Here is a 14,819-nt window from a genome sequence, read left to right as displayed (position 1 = left end):
TGGCCGGTAAACACAATATGTATTTACTTGAAACACAATAAGTTAAAAAAGATGTCATTGGCACCGCAGCGGAGGGATCTCCTGCTCCCTGCACCCAATCCCTTTCAGAGGACCTTTTTATAGCAACAGGAGATCCTTCAGTTCCACTGCGCTCCATTCAGGATGACCATCCGGCAGATGCGCTACCATTGACAACACGATGGATGGAGCCGCTCCAACCTCCGGGTCATCCCGACCGCAGCGGAGGGATCTCCCGGTCCCAGTACCCAATCCCTTTTAGAGGGCTTTTTTCTTGCAACAGGAGATCCTTCGACTCCGCTGCGCTCCGCTTCAGGATGACCGTCCGGCAGATGCGCTACCATTGATAACAACAGGTTTGGAGCCGCACCAACCGGAGGGTCATCCCGACCGCAGCGGAGGGATCTCCCGGTCCCTGCACCCAATCCCTTTCAGAGGACTTTTTTATAGCAACAGGAGATCCTTCGACTCCGCTGCGCTCCGCTTCAGGATGACCGTCCGGGTGGTAGCCTCCGGCTACCATTGACTACCATTGACAACATCTATTTGTCATCTCCGCTACAAGGTGTTTTCGCAAAAAACTTCTTTCTCAGAATGACGGGCGGGAACGCGCCTTTTTTTCAGAGCTTTACGTTCCGGATCACATTCTTGATATTCAATTCGATAATCTGGCCCATTGAGCGGCATTGCAGATATTTAGCGTCACCGAAATGCGACGCCAGGCCCGTTTTCAGCTCGGCCACTTTCTCCGGCGTTGACGTATAGTCCAGTATAGAAACATCCCGAAGCGCCGCCAGACGGTGCCTCTCGCTGCGAACCTGGTAGAGCAAACTGGAATGCTCCTCCTGCTGGTACTGTCTGACGGTTTTCTCCGTAAGAAACTCCATAGCCAGCTTCACATAGGCATAGTTTTCCTTGAAAAACTGGGGCATATATACTTTCGGATTCCCTTCGTAAAACTGCTGATCGAAGTCAATTGCCCTGAGTCTGAACTGAAAATCGTCAAAATCCGGCGTAATCTGCATTACAAAGTTGTACGCCCGCATGTCTCCCAGCAAGGTAATCAGACAGCGTTCGTTGAACTTCACAAATTCCTTCGCCACCCGGGTCATATTATAGTCAGGGTGATTCAGGCGATTTTTTGCAAATACGTCTCCCGGGATTCCCGCGATGTGTTCCTCCACCAGGGTTTCCTCGTCAACGACATAGTTCACCTGGTTAGGCGTCAGAATTTCTTCCAATTCCAGCCCGTAAATACGGGAAGTGTCAGCACGTTTGATATAAAAATAGTCATAGATATCGTTAAGCCTGTTGACTATTTTCACCCGAAACGGATTGGAATTGCCAAACATGCAGTAATCGATCCGCTCGATATACTTGTGCTCTACGAGCCGAAGATTGCCGGAGGCCTTCAGAATCGCGTAGGCCATCTTCAACCCGTCATGAATCCGGTCGAGCTCTATACCCGGATAAAGGGGGCTCTGCCATAAGGTATCTTTATTGAATTTATCCAATACCGGGAAAGACTCCGTAAACTGCATCAGATCATGATAACTGATCGGCAACCGCTTTTCGCGCTGGTAGGTACGGAGATATTTACGGAGCTCCGGACTAACCGGGATTATCGGCTTTTTCCGGGATATGACAACATTGGCAACATCCATTTCTTCGAGAACTTGTCACCTGCAAGATAACTTTTTTTCACCCCACTTTCAACACCACAGCGCTGCTCAGGCCAGGGAAGGGAACGACGTTCCCCTGATGCGGCTGTAAAGCTCCACGGCATACAAATCAGTCATGCCGGAAACAAAATCCAGCACCGACATTATTTTGGTATAGGTGTCGCTTTCGTCGGTATAAAACTGACGTGGCATGAGGTCAACCAGTTTCCGTTGGTAGGAAGTTTTCTTCTCATTGAGATAAGCAGGGATAAATTCTTCTAATAGCCCACCGATCACTTTATACCCGGCTACTTCTATCTGCACCACAGTGGAATGGTTGTAAATCTGTTTGCGGGAAACCTCCTTTATTTTTTTGAGTGCTGAAAGATACGGTTCCTTTACCTGGTCTATCAATGCAAAATTATAATCGCCCCGAAGCAGCGCCTCCTGGGCCTCAAAAAACACCTCCGAGCATTCTCCGATCAGCCGGCTGATGGCCTTTGCACGAAGCAGGCCTACCCTCGCTTCCGAATCCTCGATTCCGGCCAATCGCCCGGCCAGCCGGTCGTCGTCACAAACTGGCAGCAGAAGACTTTCAACTTCCGGGTAGGACAGGATCTTAAGCCGGTGGGCATCTTCAAGGTCGATAATGTTATAGCAAATATCGTCCGCAGCTTCCACGAGGAAAACGAGGGGATGCCGCCTGTAAGCCAGGTGCTCACCCGCATCGGCAATCAGCCCGAGTCGTTCGGCCAGCTCTCTGAAACCAGCCTCTTCCGCCTGGAAAAAACCGTACTTTTTCTTGTGGATCCATGACTTGTCGTGCCCGGTGATGGAAGCGCACGGATACTTCGCTATTGCTGCCAACGTAGAGTAGGTCAGGGAAAAACTCCCCTGCCCCTTCCCTTTAAAGGAGTGGGTCAGGATGCGAAATGCATTGGCATTACCCTCAAACCGGATGAGATCCTGCCATTCAGCGTCCCGGAGCTCCTTCCTGTATACTTTCCCGTCACCTTCTTCGAAATAATGAGAAATAGCCGACTCTCCGGAATGACCGAAAGCGGGGTTACCGAGATCGTGCGCGAGACAGGCCGAGGCAACAATATTGCCTACTTCGCTCACCAGGGGAAGCTGCCGGTCAATTTCGGGGTTCGATTTCTTCAGCTGATTGTAGAAAATTCTTCCGAGGGACCTTCCCACGCTGGCAACTTCCAGACTGTGAGTCAAACGGTTATGCACAAAAATACTCCCCGGAAGCGGAAATACCTGCGTTTTATTCTGTAACCTGCGGAATGGGGATGAGAAAATCAGGCGATCATAATCACGCTGAAACTCGGACCGCGCTTCTTCCGCATCCTGTGCTGCTTCGCGTACGCTCCCCCACCGCTTGGCGGATAATAACTGTTCCCAATTCATCATGGCAATAGGCGACGGGTTATTTATATTGTTCTCGTCCTTTTAATTTCGTCGAGAATTTCCCTGCCCCCCTTGGCCAGCACTACATCCGCCAGTTCATTTCCCAGGGAAGACGCATCCCCGGATACCCCCGTCCTGGTATCGGTCAGCAATTGACGGCCATCCAAGCTGATTACGCCACCTCTTAATGTCAGTATTCCGCCCGATACCTCGGAAAGGGCAAATACGGGCACGCTGCATCCCCCTTGTACTTTTTTAAGAAAAGCGCGCTCTGCGAGAAGCCCGGTTTCGGTATCGGGATGGTTAACAGCCGACCTGATCAGGGCCTTGCGCCCGCTATCCAACGCCCTTGCGCACTCCACCGCTACGCTTCCCTGGCCTACCGCCGGAATAAACGTTTTTTCGCCTATTACCTCGGTAATCAAGTCATCATACCCCATGCGATGTACACCCGCAAATGCAAGCAACAGGGCGTCACAGACTCCCTCCTCCATCTTTTTCAGACGGGTTTGCAAATTACCCCGCATGTTCACCACGTTGAGGTGGGGGTAAAAATGCCTCAGGAAAGCGACACGCCTTACCGAAGAAGTCCCGACGATAAAACTTTCGGTAGCCGACAATTTTTTCTGCGGATCAAAGCTTAGCAGCACGTCGTTTACACGCTCTCTCTCCGTAAAAGCAATCAGCTCCAGGTCGTCATCCAGCGACGACTGAACGTCTTTGGCACTATGGACGGCGATATCGATTTCACCTGTGCGAAGTTTTTCCTCCAATTCTTCCGTAAAGAGGCCTTTGGCGCCTATGCTCGAAAGTGAGCGATCCAGTATTTTGTCGCCCTTTGTTTCGATAATCACGTTTTCCGCCGTGGCGCCGGCTTTTTCCAGCAATGATTTCACGTGGTCGGCCTGCCACAGTGCCAGGCGGCTCCCCCGCGTACCAATTCTAATATGCATAACGACTTTTTAGTGAGGCTGTGCTAAACTCCGACGGTATCGCCTTCGTCCAGAACAATTCTTTCCTCAATATAATTAATTATCTCACTCGCTACATCAATTCCCGAAACCTCTTCAATCCCCTGCAGACCGGGCGAAGAATTCACTTCTATCACCAGCGGCCCCCGTTTTGATTGCAGCAGGTCCACACCTGCCACTTTAACGCCCAGCGCCTTTGCGGCCGCCAATGCTGCCCGCTCTTCTTCTTCCGATAGTATCACAGGCTGTCCTTTACCCCCGCGATGCAGGTTTGACCGGAAATCGGCCTCCAATCCCTGGCGTTTGATTGCCGCTACCACCCGGTTACCGACCACAAAAGCACGTATGTCGGCGCTTTCAGCCTCAGCAATATATTCCTGGATGAGGAAATTGGCACGAAGGCCATAGAAGGCTTCAATGGTTGATTTGGCGGCCTTCTTGGTTTCGGCCAGCACAACGCCTACTCCCTGGGTTCCTTCCAGCGTTTTGATCACAACGGGCGGTCCGTCTACCATCTTCAGGAGCGCTTCCACCTGCGTAGAATCTTTGGCCATTACGGTCTTCGGGATGTCGACCCCGGCTCTCGACAGGATCTGGAGGCTGCGCAGCTTGTCCCGGCACCGCATGATTGCCTGGGATTTTACGGTGGTAAACACCTTCATCATTTCGAACTGCCTGACTACCGCACACCCGAAACCGGAAATAGAAGTCCCGATTCTCGGAATTACGGCATCGATATGTTGCAGCTGCATATCATTGTATACCAGCGATGGCCTGTTGCCTTCTACCACCAGGAAACACTTGGAATGGTCGATCACGACTCCCTCGTAGCCACGCTTTCGGATCGCCTCAAGAAGTCTTTTCGTTGAATACAGTTCTTTATTAGTAGAAAGAATGGCAATTCTCATGTTTGTTTTTTTTGAAGTCCTGATTGAAAGGAATGAAGAGGTACTACGCCTTTGACGGCTTTACTTTGTTGACAGAAGCGTCTACGAGAAAACGGCCTTTGAGAAAATTCCGGCCTATGAGCACCGGGTAGACCATGTTGTCACGGTTGGATAAGGTAAAACTCCCCCTGAACCTCCTGCCATTTATCACGACAAGGGTTTTGATGGCAAATCGTTTCTCCACCGTGCCGAACGAGCTCTTTACTTCCCGTTCCTGGAAATCGAAAGTCGAGAAGCCGACAGGTTCGCGTCCGGCATCGACCGTGAGCCAGAAATTCAGAAGGGGTCGCCCTTCTTTTTTTTCGAGAACGACCCTGGCACAATGCATGGCCGAAGTCCTTGCCCCGGTATCTACCCGGGCCTGTACCCGGAGCCAATTAAACTCAGGAAAGTTTACGATCTCCGTTGCGCCTATGATCTGACTAGCTAACACGTCAACTTGGATTTGCCGTTAACCCTGCTTCAGCAATTTTGACAAAGTTAACGATAGATCGAGGAAAACAATCTTCGCCCGCACATTGCTCTCAATATGATAATGTGCTTTCGATAATTCCCCGGCAATGGCGTGAAGATACTTCTCATGGAAAGATCTGGAAAAGTTTTCGAGGAAGGTCCGGTTTCCGTCTGCAGTGCGGATCAGGTCATTCGCGCCTGATTTCAGCAGGAGAATATCCCGGAAAACACGCAGGGAATACTCCAGCAGATCTTTCTCCTTTTCTCTGGGGAAAGCATCGAACTGGTCGGCCATCTGAATCATTCCGGACACATTTTTCCGGTAACAATTGGTCATCCACTCCCGGAACCAAACGAGCCGGTCGTCAATCTGTTCGCCGCTGAGCGCGAGCGCCTCCGCCAGGTTTCCTTCTGCCAGGTATACAATTTCAGCTATTTTCCGGTCATCCGTAAGGCCGAGGTCTTCAGCAAGGTAACCCTTCACGGCTTCATCACTGAAGTGAGGCACCCAAATGCGTTGCACCCGCGAAAGGATGGTTGCCAGCAACTTGTCGGACTCGTCGGACACGAGAATAAACAGCGTACGGGCAGCCGGCTCTTCCAGGATTTTGAGCAGCGCATTGGCCGATGAAGCATTCATCAGTTCCGGTTTCCAGATAACCAGGATTTTGTACCCTCCTTCATAGGACTTGAGCGTGAGCTTCCGCAGAATATTCCGGGCTTCATCAACAGGGATAATTGCCTGTTTGTTGTCAAGCTTGAGAAATTGCAGCCACTGAGGGAGTGTCTGGTAGGGACTTATCGCTAAAAACTCCCGCCATTCAGGCAGAAAGTGCTCGGACAATTTCCGGGAATCTTTCGAGTCCGTCCTGGCAAACGGGAAAATCAGGTGCAGGTCGGCGTGGGCCAGCTTGCTCATTTTTGTACAAGCGGCACATTTCCCGCAGGCATCCCGTTCCTGTTTGTCCTCGCAGAAAACATAGGTCGCAAAGGCCAGCGCCAATGAAAGCCCGCCCCCGCCCGGATGCCCGTCCAGCAAAAGACCATGAGCTACTTTCTCTTTCCTGACTGCCTGCAGCAATACATCCTTAACCTGATCCAGACCCGGAATTTCGGAAAACAACATAGCAATTCTCTCTACCTGACTTTATCTATACAGGGCCGATCGCTTATAGACTTCTTCGAGCAGCCTGCGATCTGCCTCTTCCAGCAATTTACCTTTACTTTTAGCAGTCATTTCCGCCACCGCCAATGCCTTATCCAACCGGTAAGTTTCGTAACCATCGGCCTTGCCCCCCCATGAAAACGAGGGTATAAATTTCTCCTGGAACCCCGCCCCGAAAACATTCACGTGTACCCCGACCACCGTACCGGTGTTAAAGATCGTGGAAATCCCGGACTTACTGTAGTCCCCCATGTAAAGGCCGCAGTTGGCAAGACCCGTATCTTCCGGCTCTCCGGTCGCGTAGCTGAAAAGCTTTACGTGGGAATAGTCGTTTTTCAGGTTGGAGTTATTGGTGTCGGCCCCCAGGTTGCACCATTCGCCCAGTACGGAATTCCCCAGGTAGCCGTCATGGCCTTTGTTGGAAAAGGCAAAAAACACACAATTGTTTACTTCTCCGCCCACCTTACAATAGGGCCCTACCGTGGTATTGGGCCGTATTTTGGTACCTTGGGCAAGAACCGCGCCCTCACCGAGCGCAAAAGGCCCCTGGATCATGCATCCTTCCTGAACTACGGCATTTTTGCCTATGTAAACAGGCCCGTTTTCGGCGTTGATGATCGACGCTTTAATAATAGCCCCCTCCTCTACAAATATATTCGCGGCCTGGTAGCAGCGTGTAAACGGATCAGATATTTCAACAAATGCCGTTTGCCCGGAAAGCCGCTCCAGATCAGCCGCGATTTCCGCGCCATTTTTTTGGTGAATGTGCCATTTTTTTGAAACCTGGCCAAAGTCACGGTCAAAAACGAGATGTGCGTAAGCCTCCGGTTGATGTCCGGGCCGCCACTCCGGACCGGTTCTGATTGCGAGCAGCTGCTCGTCAGCACCGTAAAGCGCAGCACCGGGTCCCAATTCAAGAATAGCACCGACCAGCGAGATGTCGGGAAAAACCGATCCATTGATAAACAGGTTGTCCGCCCCGAGCTCAACGGGATATTTCTCCTGCAGATACTCGTCGCTGAGAAGGCTGTATTGGCCGGGCAAAGCCCGTTCCCACTTCTCCTGTATGCTTAAAATACCGCACCTGATAAGCGGGATCGGTCGGGTATAAGTAAACGGCAGAAGGTCAATCCGCAGGATAGGATCATCAAAGAGTACTAGGTTCGGTTTCATTGTGTAAAAGGTGTGAGGTGTGAGGTGTGTGGTGTGAGCCTCACAGCCCATCCCTCACACCTCACACCTGTATCATTTTAAATCCTGGCCACAAAATAAGGGCGGGCTGCCGGATATCCGGCAGCCCGCCCTTATTTTATTTTCAGCAAGCGGAATTACTTCTTCCCGTAACGCTTCAGGAACTTGTCTACACGTCCTGCAGTGTCTACCAGTGTATTCTTACCTGTATAAAACGGGTGTGATTTTGAAGAAACCTCCACTTTGTAAACAGGATATTCGTTACCGTCTTCCCACTTGATGGTCTCTTCCGTTTGAATCGTTGAACGAGTCAAAAACTTGTCGTCGCTTGAAAGATCCCAAAATACGACCGGTCTGTATTTGGGATGAGTATCCTTTTTCATTATGCGTCTCTGTTCTATATAATTAATTTACCTTTACCTCATAAAAGAGGTGCAAAGGTACGAAGGACGCAATAGAACTTCAACAAATTATATAAAAAAATAATATAAACGCTTTCGGTTGCATAATTAAAAGGTTTTTTGCTAGGTAAATGGCCCAGGCATTGGATATATTTACGACCTGTTTTAATCACCTTAACTTTTCCTGCGTCGGTGTGGTATCATACCCAATGCTACAAGCTTATTTCTCTATTGTATGTTTCGTTTAGATAAAAAAACCGCACTGATCACTGGAGGTGCCAGCGGTATCGGACTATCTATGTCAAAGCTTTTTGCACAGCAGGGAGCCGAAGTACACATCCTGGAACTCAACCTGGCAAGTGCCGAAGCTGCGGCCCGCGAATTAACAGCCGCCGGCCTGACCGCCTACGCCCACGCGCTGGACGTATCACGGCAGGCCGACGTGCTAGAAGTCATCAACAGGATCGCTGAAAAAAAGAAAATCGATATCCTGGTAAACAATGCGGGGATTGCGCACATCGGAAAGGCGCATACGACCGCAGAGTCCGATTTTGACCGGGTAATCAATGTCAACATCAAAGGCGTGTACAACTGTATTTATGCAGCCATTCCCCATTTTATTGCCGGCGGCGGCGGCGTTATCCTAAATACTGCCTCTATTGCCGCTACAGTCGGCATCCCGGATCGCTTTGCCTATTCCACCACCAAGGGCGCTATCTATACCATGACGCTGTCGGTTGCCCGCGATTATCTCGAAGAGAAAATCCGGTGCAACAGTATTTCACCCGCGCGCGTCCATACGCCGTTCGTAGATGGGTACCTCGCCAATACCTATCCCGGCCGCGAAGAGGAAATGTTTGAAAAATTGTCGAAAACACAGCCGATCGGCCGTATGGCCAAGCCGGAAGAAGTAGCAGCTCTGGCGGTCTATCTTTGTTCCGACGAAGCAGGGTTCATTACCGGCGCAGACTACCTGATCGACGGAGGTTTCGTACACCTGAACAATTAATTCTTTCCGGGTGTCCGGAAACCCATTTTGTCTGATTTTCAAAAATAAAATAGCTATGAGCCTTGAGGTATCAGCCACAAGCGGCACACAAACGTTCCGTGGCTCACACCCCACCGCTCACCACTCAAACCTTAATTCATATGAAATTATTTCGCTTTGGCGCCTACGAAAATGAAAAACCGGGCGTTGCATTGCCGGACGGCCGGCAGATCGATGTTTCTGCCTTCGGAGAAGACTATACAGAAGCTTTTTTTGCCTCCAACGGGCTCCAGAGGCTCTCGGAATGGGTAGCAAAAAACGGCAGCTCCGCGCCCGTTCTTGAACCCGGCTTCAGGTACGGCTCCTGCATTGCCCGGCCTTCAAAGATCGTCTGTATCGGGCTGAACTACGCCAAACATGCTGTGGAATCAGGCGCCGCTATTCCAAAAGAGCCCATTATTTTCTTCAAGTCTACTTCTGCGCTGGTCGGTCCTTTTGACGACGTAATGATCCCGCGGGACTCTGTAAAAACCGACTGGGAGGTAGAATTGGCCGTTATTATCGGTAAAAAGGCAAGCTACGTGGAGGAAGCGGATGCGCTTAGCTATGTAGCGGGATACGCCGTACACAATGACTACTCCGAACGCGCCTTTCAATTGGAAAGAGGCGGCCAATGGGTGAAAGGAAAGAGCTGCGATACGTTCGCGCCCGTAGGCCCTTACCTGGTTACCAGCGACGAAGTAGCCGATCCGCAAAATCTGAATCTCTGGCTTTCGGTAAACGGACAAACGTTCCAGAATTCCAATACGGCTGATATGATCTTCAATGTCAAACAATTGGTGAGCTATCTCAGCCAGTTCATGACACTTTTGCCCGGCGATATCATTACCACCGGTACGCCTGAAGGCGTCGGCCTGGGTATGACGCCACCGCTCTACCTGAAAGCCGGCGATGTTGTAGAGTTAGGCATTGAGGGGTTGGGCGAGCAAAAACAGGTTGCTGTGGCCTGGAGCAGGTAGTCGAACATCATCCCGACCGCAGCGGAGGGATCTTCCGCATCACTTAAAGCCACGAATTCACCAATAAAATAACCTATTGGTGAATTCGTGGCCTTCCCGCCCGTAAGTTACCTGACTTTATAAAACCGGTAACCAAACAAAAAAATCACCGCATAGCACACAATGGGCAGATAATAAGCAGTAGCGATATCCGTATCTGCCAGGCGGCCCATCAGCGGCGGGAACAGCGCACCGCCCACCACCGCCATCACCAGGAACGACGAAGCCTGTTCGGTCTTGGCACCCATGTTCTTTAATCCAAGGCTGAAAATGGTGGGAAACATGATGCTGAAAAAGAAATTCAGCATCATCAGGGCAACAAAAGAGATCCAGCCGAGGTTTTGCGCAATGAGCAGGCACATGGCTATGTTTCCCAAGGCCGCCAGCGCCAGTAACCGGCTGGGTGCTATATAACGCATTAAAAACGTCCCGACAAAGCGCCCCACCATCATCAATACCATACTCAAGGCAAAGTAGTAGGCTGCGTCCTGGGCGGTAAGCGCCATTTTTTCTACCCCGTAATTGATAAAAAATGCCCAGGTACCGCCTTGGGCGGCCGTATTGAAAAATTGGGCCGCAACGGCCCACCTGAAATGCGGCTGAGCGAGCGAGCCGGTGCCTGCACCCGCCGGCCGGTCGGCATCGGTTGAAGCATGAGCATTTTGAACCGGAGGCACCTTCACAAAGAAAAATGCAACGGCAATTGCCAGGATCACCACCCCGATGGCCTGATAAAGCAGCTTGACCGACGTCAGGTCATTGGTCGCCCCGTGTGAAACATTCAAAATGAAATAGCCCCCGATTAGCGGCCCGATGACCGCGCCAAGGCCGTTAAAGGACTGCGCGAAATTAATACGCTGGTCGCTGGTCGACTGCGGGCCGAGGCCAGCCACGAAAGGATGAGCAACCGCCTCGAGCGTAGCAAGCCCGCAAGCCAGAATGAAAAGCGCAAACCTGAAAAAGCCGAAAGAAGCGGCGTTAGCAGCAGGCGTAAAAAGAAATGCCCCCAGCGCATAAAGCGACAACCCCAGCAAGACCCCGTTTTTATAACCAAAGCGTTTCATAAACAGGCCGGCCGGCACTCCCATTATGGCATAGGCGCCGAAAATAGAAAACTGGACGAGACCGGATTCCGCCTTGCTCACATTCAAAACATTCTGGAAGTGCTTGTTCAGCACGTCGCCCATCGTAATGGCGATCCCCCAAAGCATGAAAAGAGAGGTAACAAAAACCAGTGTAATAAGGTACTTCTTTTCAGTAAACTGAAATCTGACTGTTTTGGGTTGATCTACAGAAGCCATGGGACAAGTTTTTTAAGAAGTCTAGTTGGTGAAAGCAGCTTTTTCCGGGTTTATACTTAGGAAGGGGGGAGGTATGAGGTTTGAGGGGTGAGCGGTGAGGTTGGCGGCGCTGTAAATGACTGTGCCCTGTCCGTGGACGGGACAGGGCACAGTCAAAAAGTAAAATAAAGCCGATTATCCGAACAGGGTACTCGAGAGGTAACGGTCTCCACGATCGCAGACAACAAAAACAACGGTACCCGATTCTATTTTTTTCGCTACTTCCACCGCTGCAAAGGCCGCGCCGCCACTGCTCATCCCGGCGAAAATACCCTCTACCCGAGCCAGTTGGCGCGTCATGTTGACCGCATTCTCCTCTGAAACCTCTACAACTTCATCCACACGCTCGCGTTCAAAAATCTTGGGCAGGTACTCGGCCGGCCATTTCCTGATACCGGGAATGCTCGCACCGTCTGAAGGCTGACAACCGACAATCCGCACGTCCGGGTTTTGCTCCTTCAGGTATCTCGAACAACCCATAATCGTTCCGGTTGTCCCCATAGAGGAGACAAAGTGGGTGATAGCCCCTTCCGTATCACGCCATATCTCCGGGCCTGTGGTGCTGTAATGGGCGCGCCAATTGTCGGGGTTGGCAAATTGATTGAGCACCAGGTATTCGCCTTCATCCGCCTTTTCCACCACAAAATCACGCGCGGCTTCCATTGACTCGACCAAAGTAACTTTCGCTCCGTAGGCTTCCATGGTCAGCACACGTTCGCGCGTTGAGTTCGCAGGCATTACCAGCTCCATTTCTATATCAAACAACCGGGCTATCATGGCAAGTGCGATCCCGGTATTTCCGCTCGTTGCCTCGATCAGCTTCATCCCGGGCTTCAGCTCCCCCCTTTCTATCGCTCCTTTCACCATAAAATAAGCGGTACGGTCTTTCACACTGCCACCGGGATTGTTCCCCTCCAATTTGGCCAGCAGCCTCACTTCAGGGTTTGGAGAAAGCCTCTTGAGCTCCACCAGTGGTGTATTACCTATCAGATCTTCTAGGAATGGCATCTATCAAAATATCATTAAATCAAGGCAAAGGTAAGGACAAATGTCGCTTTCCTTTTACTGTTTTGTACTAAAAAAACTAAGGGTTCCAATGAGGTACTGTTCGATAGCTGTGCCATGATCTTTTCCGGGGAGTGTCTTCAGCTCGACCTGCGTGGCCCCCTTGGCCTTCATAGCCTGGTATGCGGTTTCGGAGTTGAAATAGAAAACGAGATCATCCGACGTTCCGTGATAAAGCTGGGTGGGTGTCAGCGGTTTCCAGTCGATCAGATCATTATCCGAAACGGCATCCATAAAGGCTTTTTCCGATCCGTTGTTAATCCGGTCGACAAAATCCGGCCGAAGCAGCTCATTAAAACTTTTATCAATGCTCACATATTGCTTTTCTTTCTCAATCTGCCCTGCATAGGGTTCCCTGAAGAAATAGGAAGCCGGCTGGTCGAGCCTGTAAATAGCGTTGTAGCTGAGCAAAACCCAAATATAGGAACGGTTGTTGGACGCCTTCCGGCTGGACTCGTTGTTAATGAGATGCTTCATGAACATCGTTTTATTGTAGGCGCCGGCCCCGCAGGTAGAGGCTTTCAGATCAAATTCCCCTTTCGCGTTTTCCTCCAGCATCTTCTGCAGGCTTAGCGTGGCATACCCGCCCTCGGAATATCCGGAAATATAAAGCTTTTTGTTCCAGACCTGTGCCTGCTCCTTTTTGAGAAATTCTTTCACCGCCCGCAGCATGTCCAGGCTCGCGCTTCCAAGGCTCGCACGGTGCTCATACGGGTGCGGGAAGGCGGCGGAAGCACCGTATCCGATATAGTCCGGGAAAACGGCAATGTACCCCAATGCCCCTACCAGGCTGCCGAAATTCATGAAGTCGTTGCCCTCTGTAAAGCTGGAGGGAGCAGACGCATCGTCCATTATCGTACCGTGCTGCACGCTGATCATCGGGTACGATTTTTCACCTATCGGAACGGCCACCGCTCCGGAAGCTTCTATTTCAGCCCCGTCCACGTTAACCGTTTTATAAACAACCCGGTAGAGCCGGACGCCATTCTGGACAATAGCTGCCAGTGACGGGTAAATCTGGTTCACCTTTTGAACCACCTGCTGCTTGTCCAGCTCCCCCATTGCGGTAGCAGAAACCAGGTAACGGTCAGGTTCCTGAACGGGGTCATTTCCATCTCTGCAACTACTCAAAAACTGGAAAACCGCTATGAGCAACAGGAACGGATAAATTTTACCAATCAAATAAAATTGAACGGGCTTATTTGAAATTTTCATACAGTTGGGAGGGCCGGGGTCGGCTATTTCGCCAGATTAATTGGTTTTGTAGATTTTGTCAAGGTACCAGTTTAGTATTTTGACTGTAGTATCGGTCCGCTCTACCATTCCCATGTGCCCCGAATCCGAAAGTATGAAGGGATAGGCCTGCTTGGGGAAGGTAGCCATTTCAATTACTTTATCAAATGGCATGAGAATATCTTCCATCCCGATAATAAGCAGCAACGGGACTTTCATTTCTTCGAGCACCTTGGTCCGGTCGGGACGGTCGCGAATGGCCTCTACCCCCACAGCTAGCGCTTCTGCCGGCAATTCGGAAAAATGAGCCACATGCTGGCGGACCCTTTCCCCGCGCGCCTTGCGGTAGCGCTTCCCGAACATATTGGCTCCTGTAAGCCTGATAAAATCAGAGGCCCCCTTTTCGCGGAGCAAAGCGATCATTTTATTGCGCTGTTCCTTTTTCGCTTCATCATCGGCATAGGCAAGCGAATGAAAAAGGCCGAAACCCTCAATCATTTCCGGGTATTTTTCAAGAAATGCGAGCCCGATATACCCACCCATCGAATGTCCGATCAGCGTACACTTCTGGATGCCGGCATTGGTAAGGAACCCATGCAGCTCGTCGGCGAAACCCTCGATTGTATTGCGATTGGTAAGCAGAGACAGATTGGGCCTGATCACTGTGTAAGTTTCGCTGAGAAGTGGGGCAACGGAGTCCCAAATCGAATCATCTACCCCATGTCCGTGTACCAATACCAGGTTTTTTCGAAACGTTGTCATAAAGCTTTCGGTTAAATACTAACAATGTGTGGGAAAATCTACTAAATGAGGCCTTTATCACAGAAGCGCGGGTGAAACACCCGTCAGGGCCTCCCTTCCCAGACAAAAAAGAAGTACAAGATACAAAAATTACGCTCCGGAAGAACATCG

Annotated in this window: 16 protein-coding genes; 2 read left to right on the top strand and 14 right to left on the bottom strand. The window is 50.8% G+C overall.

What is annotated here, in order from left to right:
- Positions 1 to 182: 182 nt before the first annotated feature.
- From ABD852_RS13280 to ABD852_RS13235, 10 genes are all read right to left on the bottom strand, one after another.
- Positions 183 to 362, bottom strand: coding sequence for a hypothetical protein (locus ABD852_RS13280; protein WP_345029656.1), 180 nt, complete (start codon positions 360 to 362; stop codon positions 183 to 185).
- On the bottom strand, positions 356 to 541 hold the full coding sequence (locus ABD852_RS13275; RefSeq protein ID WP_345029655.1) for a hypothetical protein: 186 nt from the start codon (positions 539 to 541) through the stop codon (positions 356 to 358). The genes ABD852_RS13280 and ABD852_RS13275 overlap by 7 nt, the downstream gene beginning before the upstream one ends.
- Before the next feature lie 97 nt (positions 542 to 638).
- Entirely contained in the window at positions 639 to 1,682 is a 1,044-nt protein-coding gene (locus tag ABD852_RS13270; RefSeq protein WP_345029654.1) for a hypothetical protein, read from the bottom strand.
- Positions 1,683 to 1,748: 66 nt separating this feature from the next.
- Positions 1,749 to 3,098, bottom strand: coding sequence for a deoxyguanosinetriphosphate triphosphohydrolase (locus ABD852_RS13265; protein WP_345029653.1), 1,350 nt, complete (start codon positions 3,096 to 3,098; stop codon positions 1,749 to 1,751).
- A gap of 20 nt (positions 3,099 to 3,118) precedes the next feature.
- Positions 3,119 to 4,048 carry a hydroxymethylbilane synthase gene (hemC, locus tag ABD852_RS13260; RefSeq protein ID WP_345029652.1) on the bottom strand — a complete coding sequence of 310 codons (930 nt, stop codon included), beginning with the start codon at positions 4,046 to 4,048 and terminating at the stop codon, positions 3,119 to 3,121.
- 23 nt (positions 4,049 to 4,071) lie between these two features.
- On the bottom strand, positions 4,072 to 4,974 hold the full coding sequence (rimK, locus tag ABD852_RS13255) for a 30S ribosomal protein S6--L-glutamate ligase (protein WP_345029650.1): 903 nt from the start codon (positions 4,972 to 4,974) through the stop codon (positions 4,072 to 4,074).
- A 43-nt stretch (positions 4,975 to 5,017) separates the two neighbouring features.
- Entirely contained in the window at positions 5,018 to 5,446 is a 429-nt protein-coding gene (locus ABD852_RS13250) for an ATP-dependent zinc protease family protein (RefSeq protein WP_345029647.1), read from the bottom strand.
- 18 nt (positions 5,447 to 5,464) lie between these two features.
- Positions 5,465 to 6,592 (bottom strand): DNA polymerase III subunit, encoded by a 1,128-nt coding sequence (locus tag ABD852_RS13245; protein WP_345029645.1) that lies wholly within the window; start codon positions 6,590 to 6,592, stop codon positions 5,465 to 5,467.
- A gap of 21 nt (positions 6,593 to 6,613) precedes the next feature.
- Positions 6,614 to 7,804, bottom strand: a complete 1,191-nt coding sequence (locus ABD852_RS13240; protein ID WP_345029644.1) for a putative sugar nucleotidyl transferase — start codon at positions 7,802 to 7,804, stop codon at positions 6,614 to 6,616.
- Between the two features lie 155 nt (positions 7,805 to 7,959).
- Positions 7,960 to 8,205 (bottom strand): type B 50S ribosomal protein L31, encoded by a 246-nt coding sequence (locus ABD852_RS13235; RefSeq protein WP_345029643.1) that lies wholly within the window; start codon positions 8,203 to 8,205, stop codon positions 7,960 to 7,962.
- Positions 8,206 to 8,458: 253 nt separating this feature from the next.
- Between ABD852_RS13235 and ABD852_RS13230 the strand changes: the two genes are divergently transcribed.
- Together ABD852_RS13230 and ABD852_RS13225 are read left to right on the top strand one after the other, a co-directional pair.
- On the top strand, positions 8,459 to 9,232 hold the full coding sequence (locus ABD852_RS13230) for an SDR family NAD(P)-dependent oxidoreductase (protein WP_345029641.1): 774 nt from the start codon (positions 8,459 to 8,461) through the stop codon (positions 9,230 to 9,232).
- 140 nt (positions 9,233 to 9,372) lie between these two features.
- Complete coding sequence (locus ABD852_RS13225; RefSeq protein ID WP_345029639.1) at positions 9,373 to 10,230, top strand: fumarylacetoacetate hydrolase family protein; 858 nt, start codon at positions 9,373 to 9,375, stop codon at positions 10,228 to 10,230.
- Between the two features lie 107 nt (positions 10,231 to 10,337).
- On the opposite strand, the gene fucP is transcribed toward ABD852_RS13225, so the two are convergent.
- From fucP to ABD852_RS13205, 4 genes are all read right to left on the bottom strand, one after another.
- Entirely contained in the window at positions 10,338 to 11,570 is a 1,233-nt protein-coding gene (gene fucP, locus ABD852_RS13220) for an L-fucose:H+ symporter permease (protein ID WP_345029637.1), read from the bottom strand.
- 174 nt (positions 11,571 to 11,744) lie between these two features.
- Positions 11,745 to 12,617, bottom strand: a complete 873-nt coding sequence (gene cysM / locus ABD852_RS13215) for a cysteine synthase CysM (protein ID WP_345029634.1) — start codon at positions 12,615 to 12,617, stop codon at positions 11,745 to 11,747.
- A 54-nt stretch (positions 12,618 to 12,671) separates the two neighbouring features.
- Positions 12,672 to 13,889: an alpha/beta hydrolase family protein gene (locus ABD852_RS13210; RefSeq protein WP_345029632.1), complete on the bottom strand. Its 1,218-nt coding sequence runs from the start codon at positions 13,887 to 13,889 to the stop codon at positions 12,672 to 12,674.
- 36 nt (positions 13,890 to 13,925) lie between these two features.
- Positions 13,926 to 14,669, bottom strand: coding sequence for an alpha/beta fold hydrolase (locus ABD852_RS13205; RefSeq protein ID WP_345029631.1), 744 nt, complete (start codon positions 14,667 to 14,669; stop codon positions 13,926 to 13,928).
- Positions 14,670 to 14,819: the final 150 nt, after the last annotated feature.

The sequence above is a fragment of the Ravibacter arvi genome (genome assembly GCF_039540405.1).
Taxonomy (GTDB): Bacteria; Bacteroidota; Bacteroidia; order Cytophagales; family Spirosomataceae; genus Ravibacter; species Ravibacter arvi.
Note: the sequence above shows the minus strand (reverse complement) of the source record. Positions and strands in the feature narration are given on the sequence as shown.

What these genes read in the sequence shown, in the direction of transcription:
- ABD852_RS13230 (WP_345029641.1), top strand. Translation starts at nt 8,459, where the DNA reads ATGTTTCGTTTAGATAAAAAAACCGCACTGATCACTGGAGGTGCCAGC.
- ABD852_RS13210 (WP_345029632.1), bottom strand. Translation starts at nt 13,889, where the DNA reads ATGAAAATTTCAAATAAGCCCGTTCAATTTTATTTGATTGGTAAAATT.
- fucP (WP_345029637.1), bottom strand. Translation starts at nt 11,570, where the DNA reads ATGGCTTCTGTAGATCAACCCAAAACAGTCAGATTTCAGTTTACTGAA.
- ABD852_RS13270 (WP_345029654.1), bottom strand. Translation starts at nt 1,682, where the DNA reads ATGGATGTTGCCAATGTTGTCATATCCCGGAAAAAGCCGATAATCCCG.
- ABD852_RS13205 (WP_345029631.1), bottom strand. Translation starts at nt 14,669, where the DNA reads ATGACAACGTTTCGAAAAAACCTGGTATTGGTACACGGACATGGGGTA.
- ABD852_RS13235 (WP_345029643.1), bottom strand. Translation starts at nt 8,205, where the DNA reads ATGAAAAAGGATACTCATCCCAAATACAGACCGGTCGTATTTTGGGAT.
- cysM (WP_345029634.1), bottom strand. Translation starts at nt 12,617, where the DNA reads ATGCCATTCCTAGAAGATCTGATAGGTAATACACCACTGGTGGAGCTC.
- ABD852_RS13240 (WP_345029644.1), bottom strand. Translation starts at nt 7,804, where the DNA reads ATGAAACCGAACCTAGTACTCTTTGATGATCCTATCCTGCGGATTGAC.
- hemC (WP_345029652.1), bottom strand. Translation starts at nt 4,048, where the DNA reads ATGCATATTAGAATTGGTACGCGGGGGAGCCGCCTGGCACTGTGGCAG.
- ABD852_RS13265 (WP_345029653.1), bottom strand. Translation starts at nt 3,098, where the DNA reads ATGATGAATTGGGAACAGTTATTATCCGCCAAGCGGTGGGGGAGCGTA.
- ABD852_RS13280 (WP_345029656.1), bottom strand. Translation starts at nt 362, where the DNA reads ATGGTAGCGCATCTGCCGGACGGTCATCCTGAAGCGGAGCGCAGCGGA.
- ABD852_RS13225 (WP_345029639.1), top strand. Translation starts at nt 9,373, where the DNA reads ATGAAATTATTTCGCTTTGGCGCCTACGAAAATGAAAAACCGGGCGTT.
- rimK (WP_345029650.1), bottom strand. Translation starts at nt 4,974, where the DNA reads ATGAGAATTGCCATTCTTTCTACTAATAAAGAACTGTATTCAACGAAA.
- ABD852_RS13245 (WP_345029645.1), bottom strand. Translation starts at nt 6,592, where the DNA reads ATGTTGTTTTCCGAAATTCCGGGTCTGGATCAGGTTAAGGATGTATTG.
- ABD852_RS13275 (WP_345029655.1), bottom strand. Translation starts at nt 541, where the DNA reads ATGGTAGCCGGAGGCTACCACCCGGACGGTCATCCTGAAGCGGAGCGC.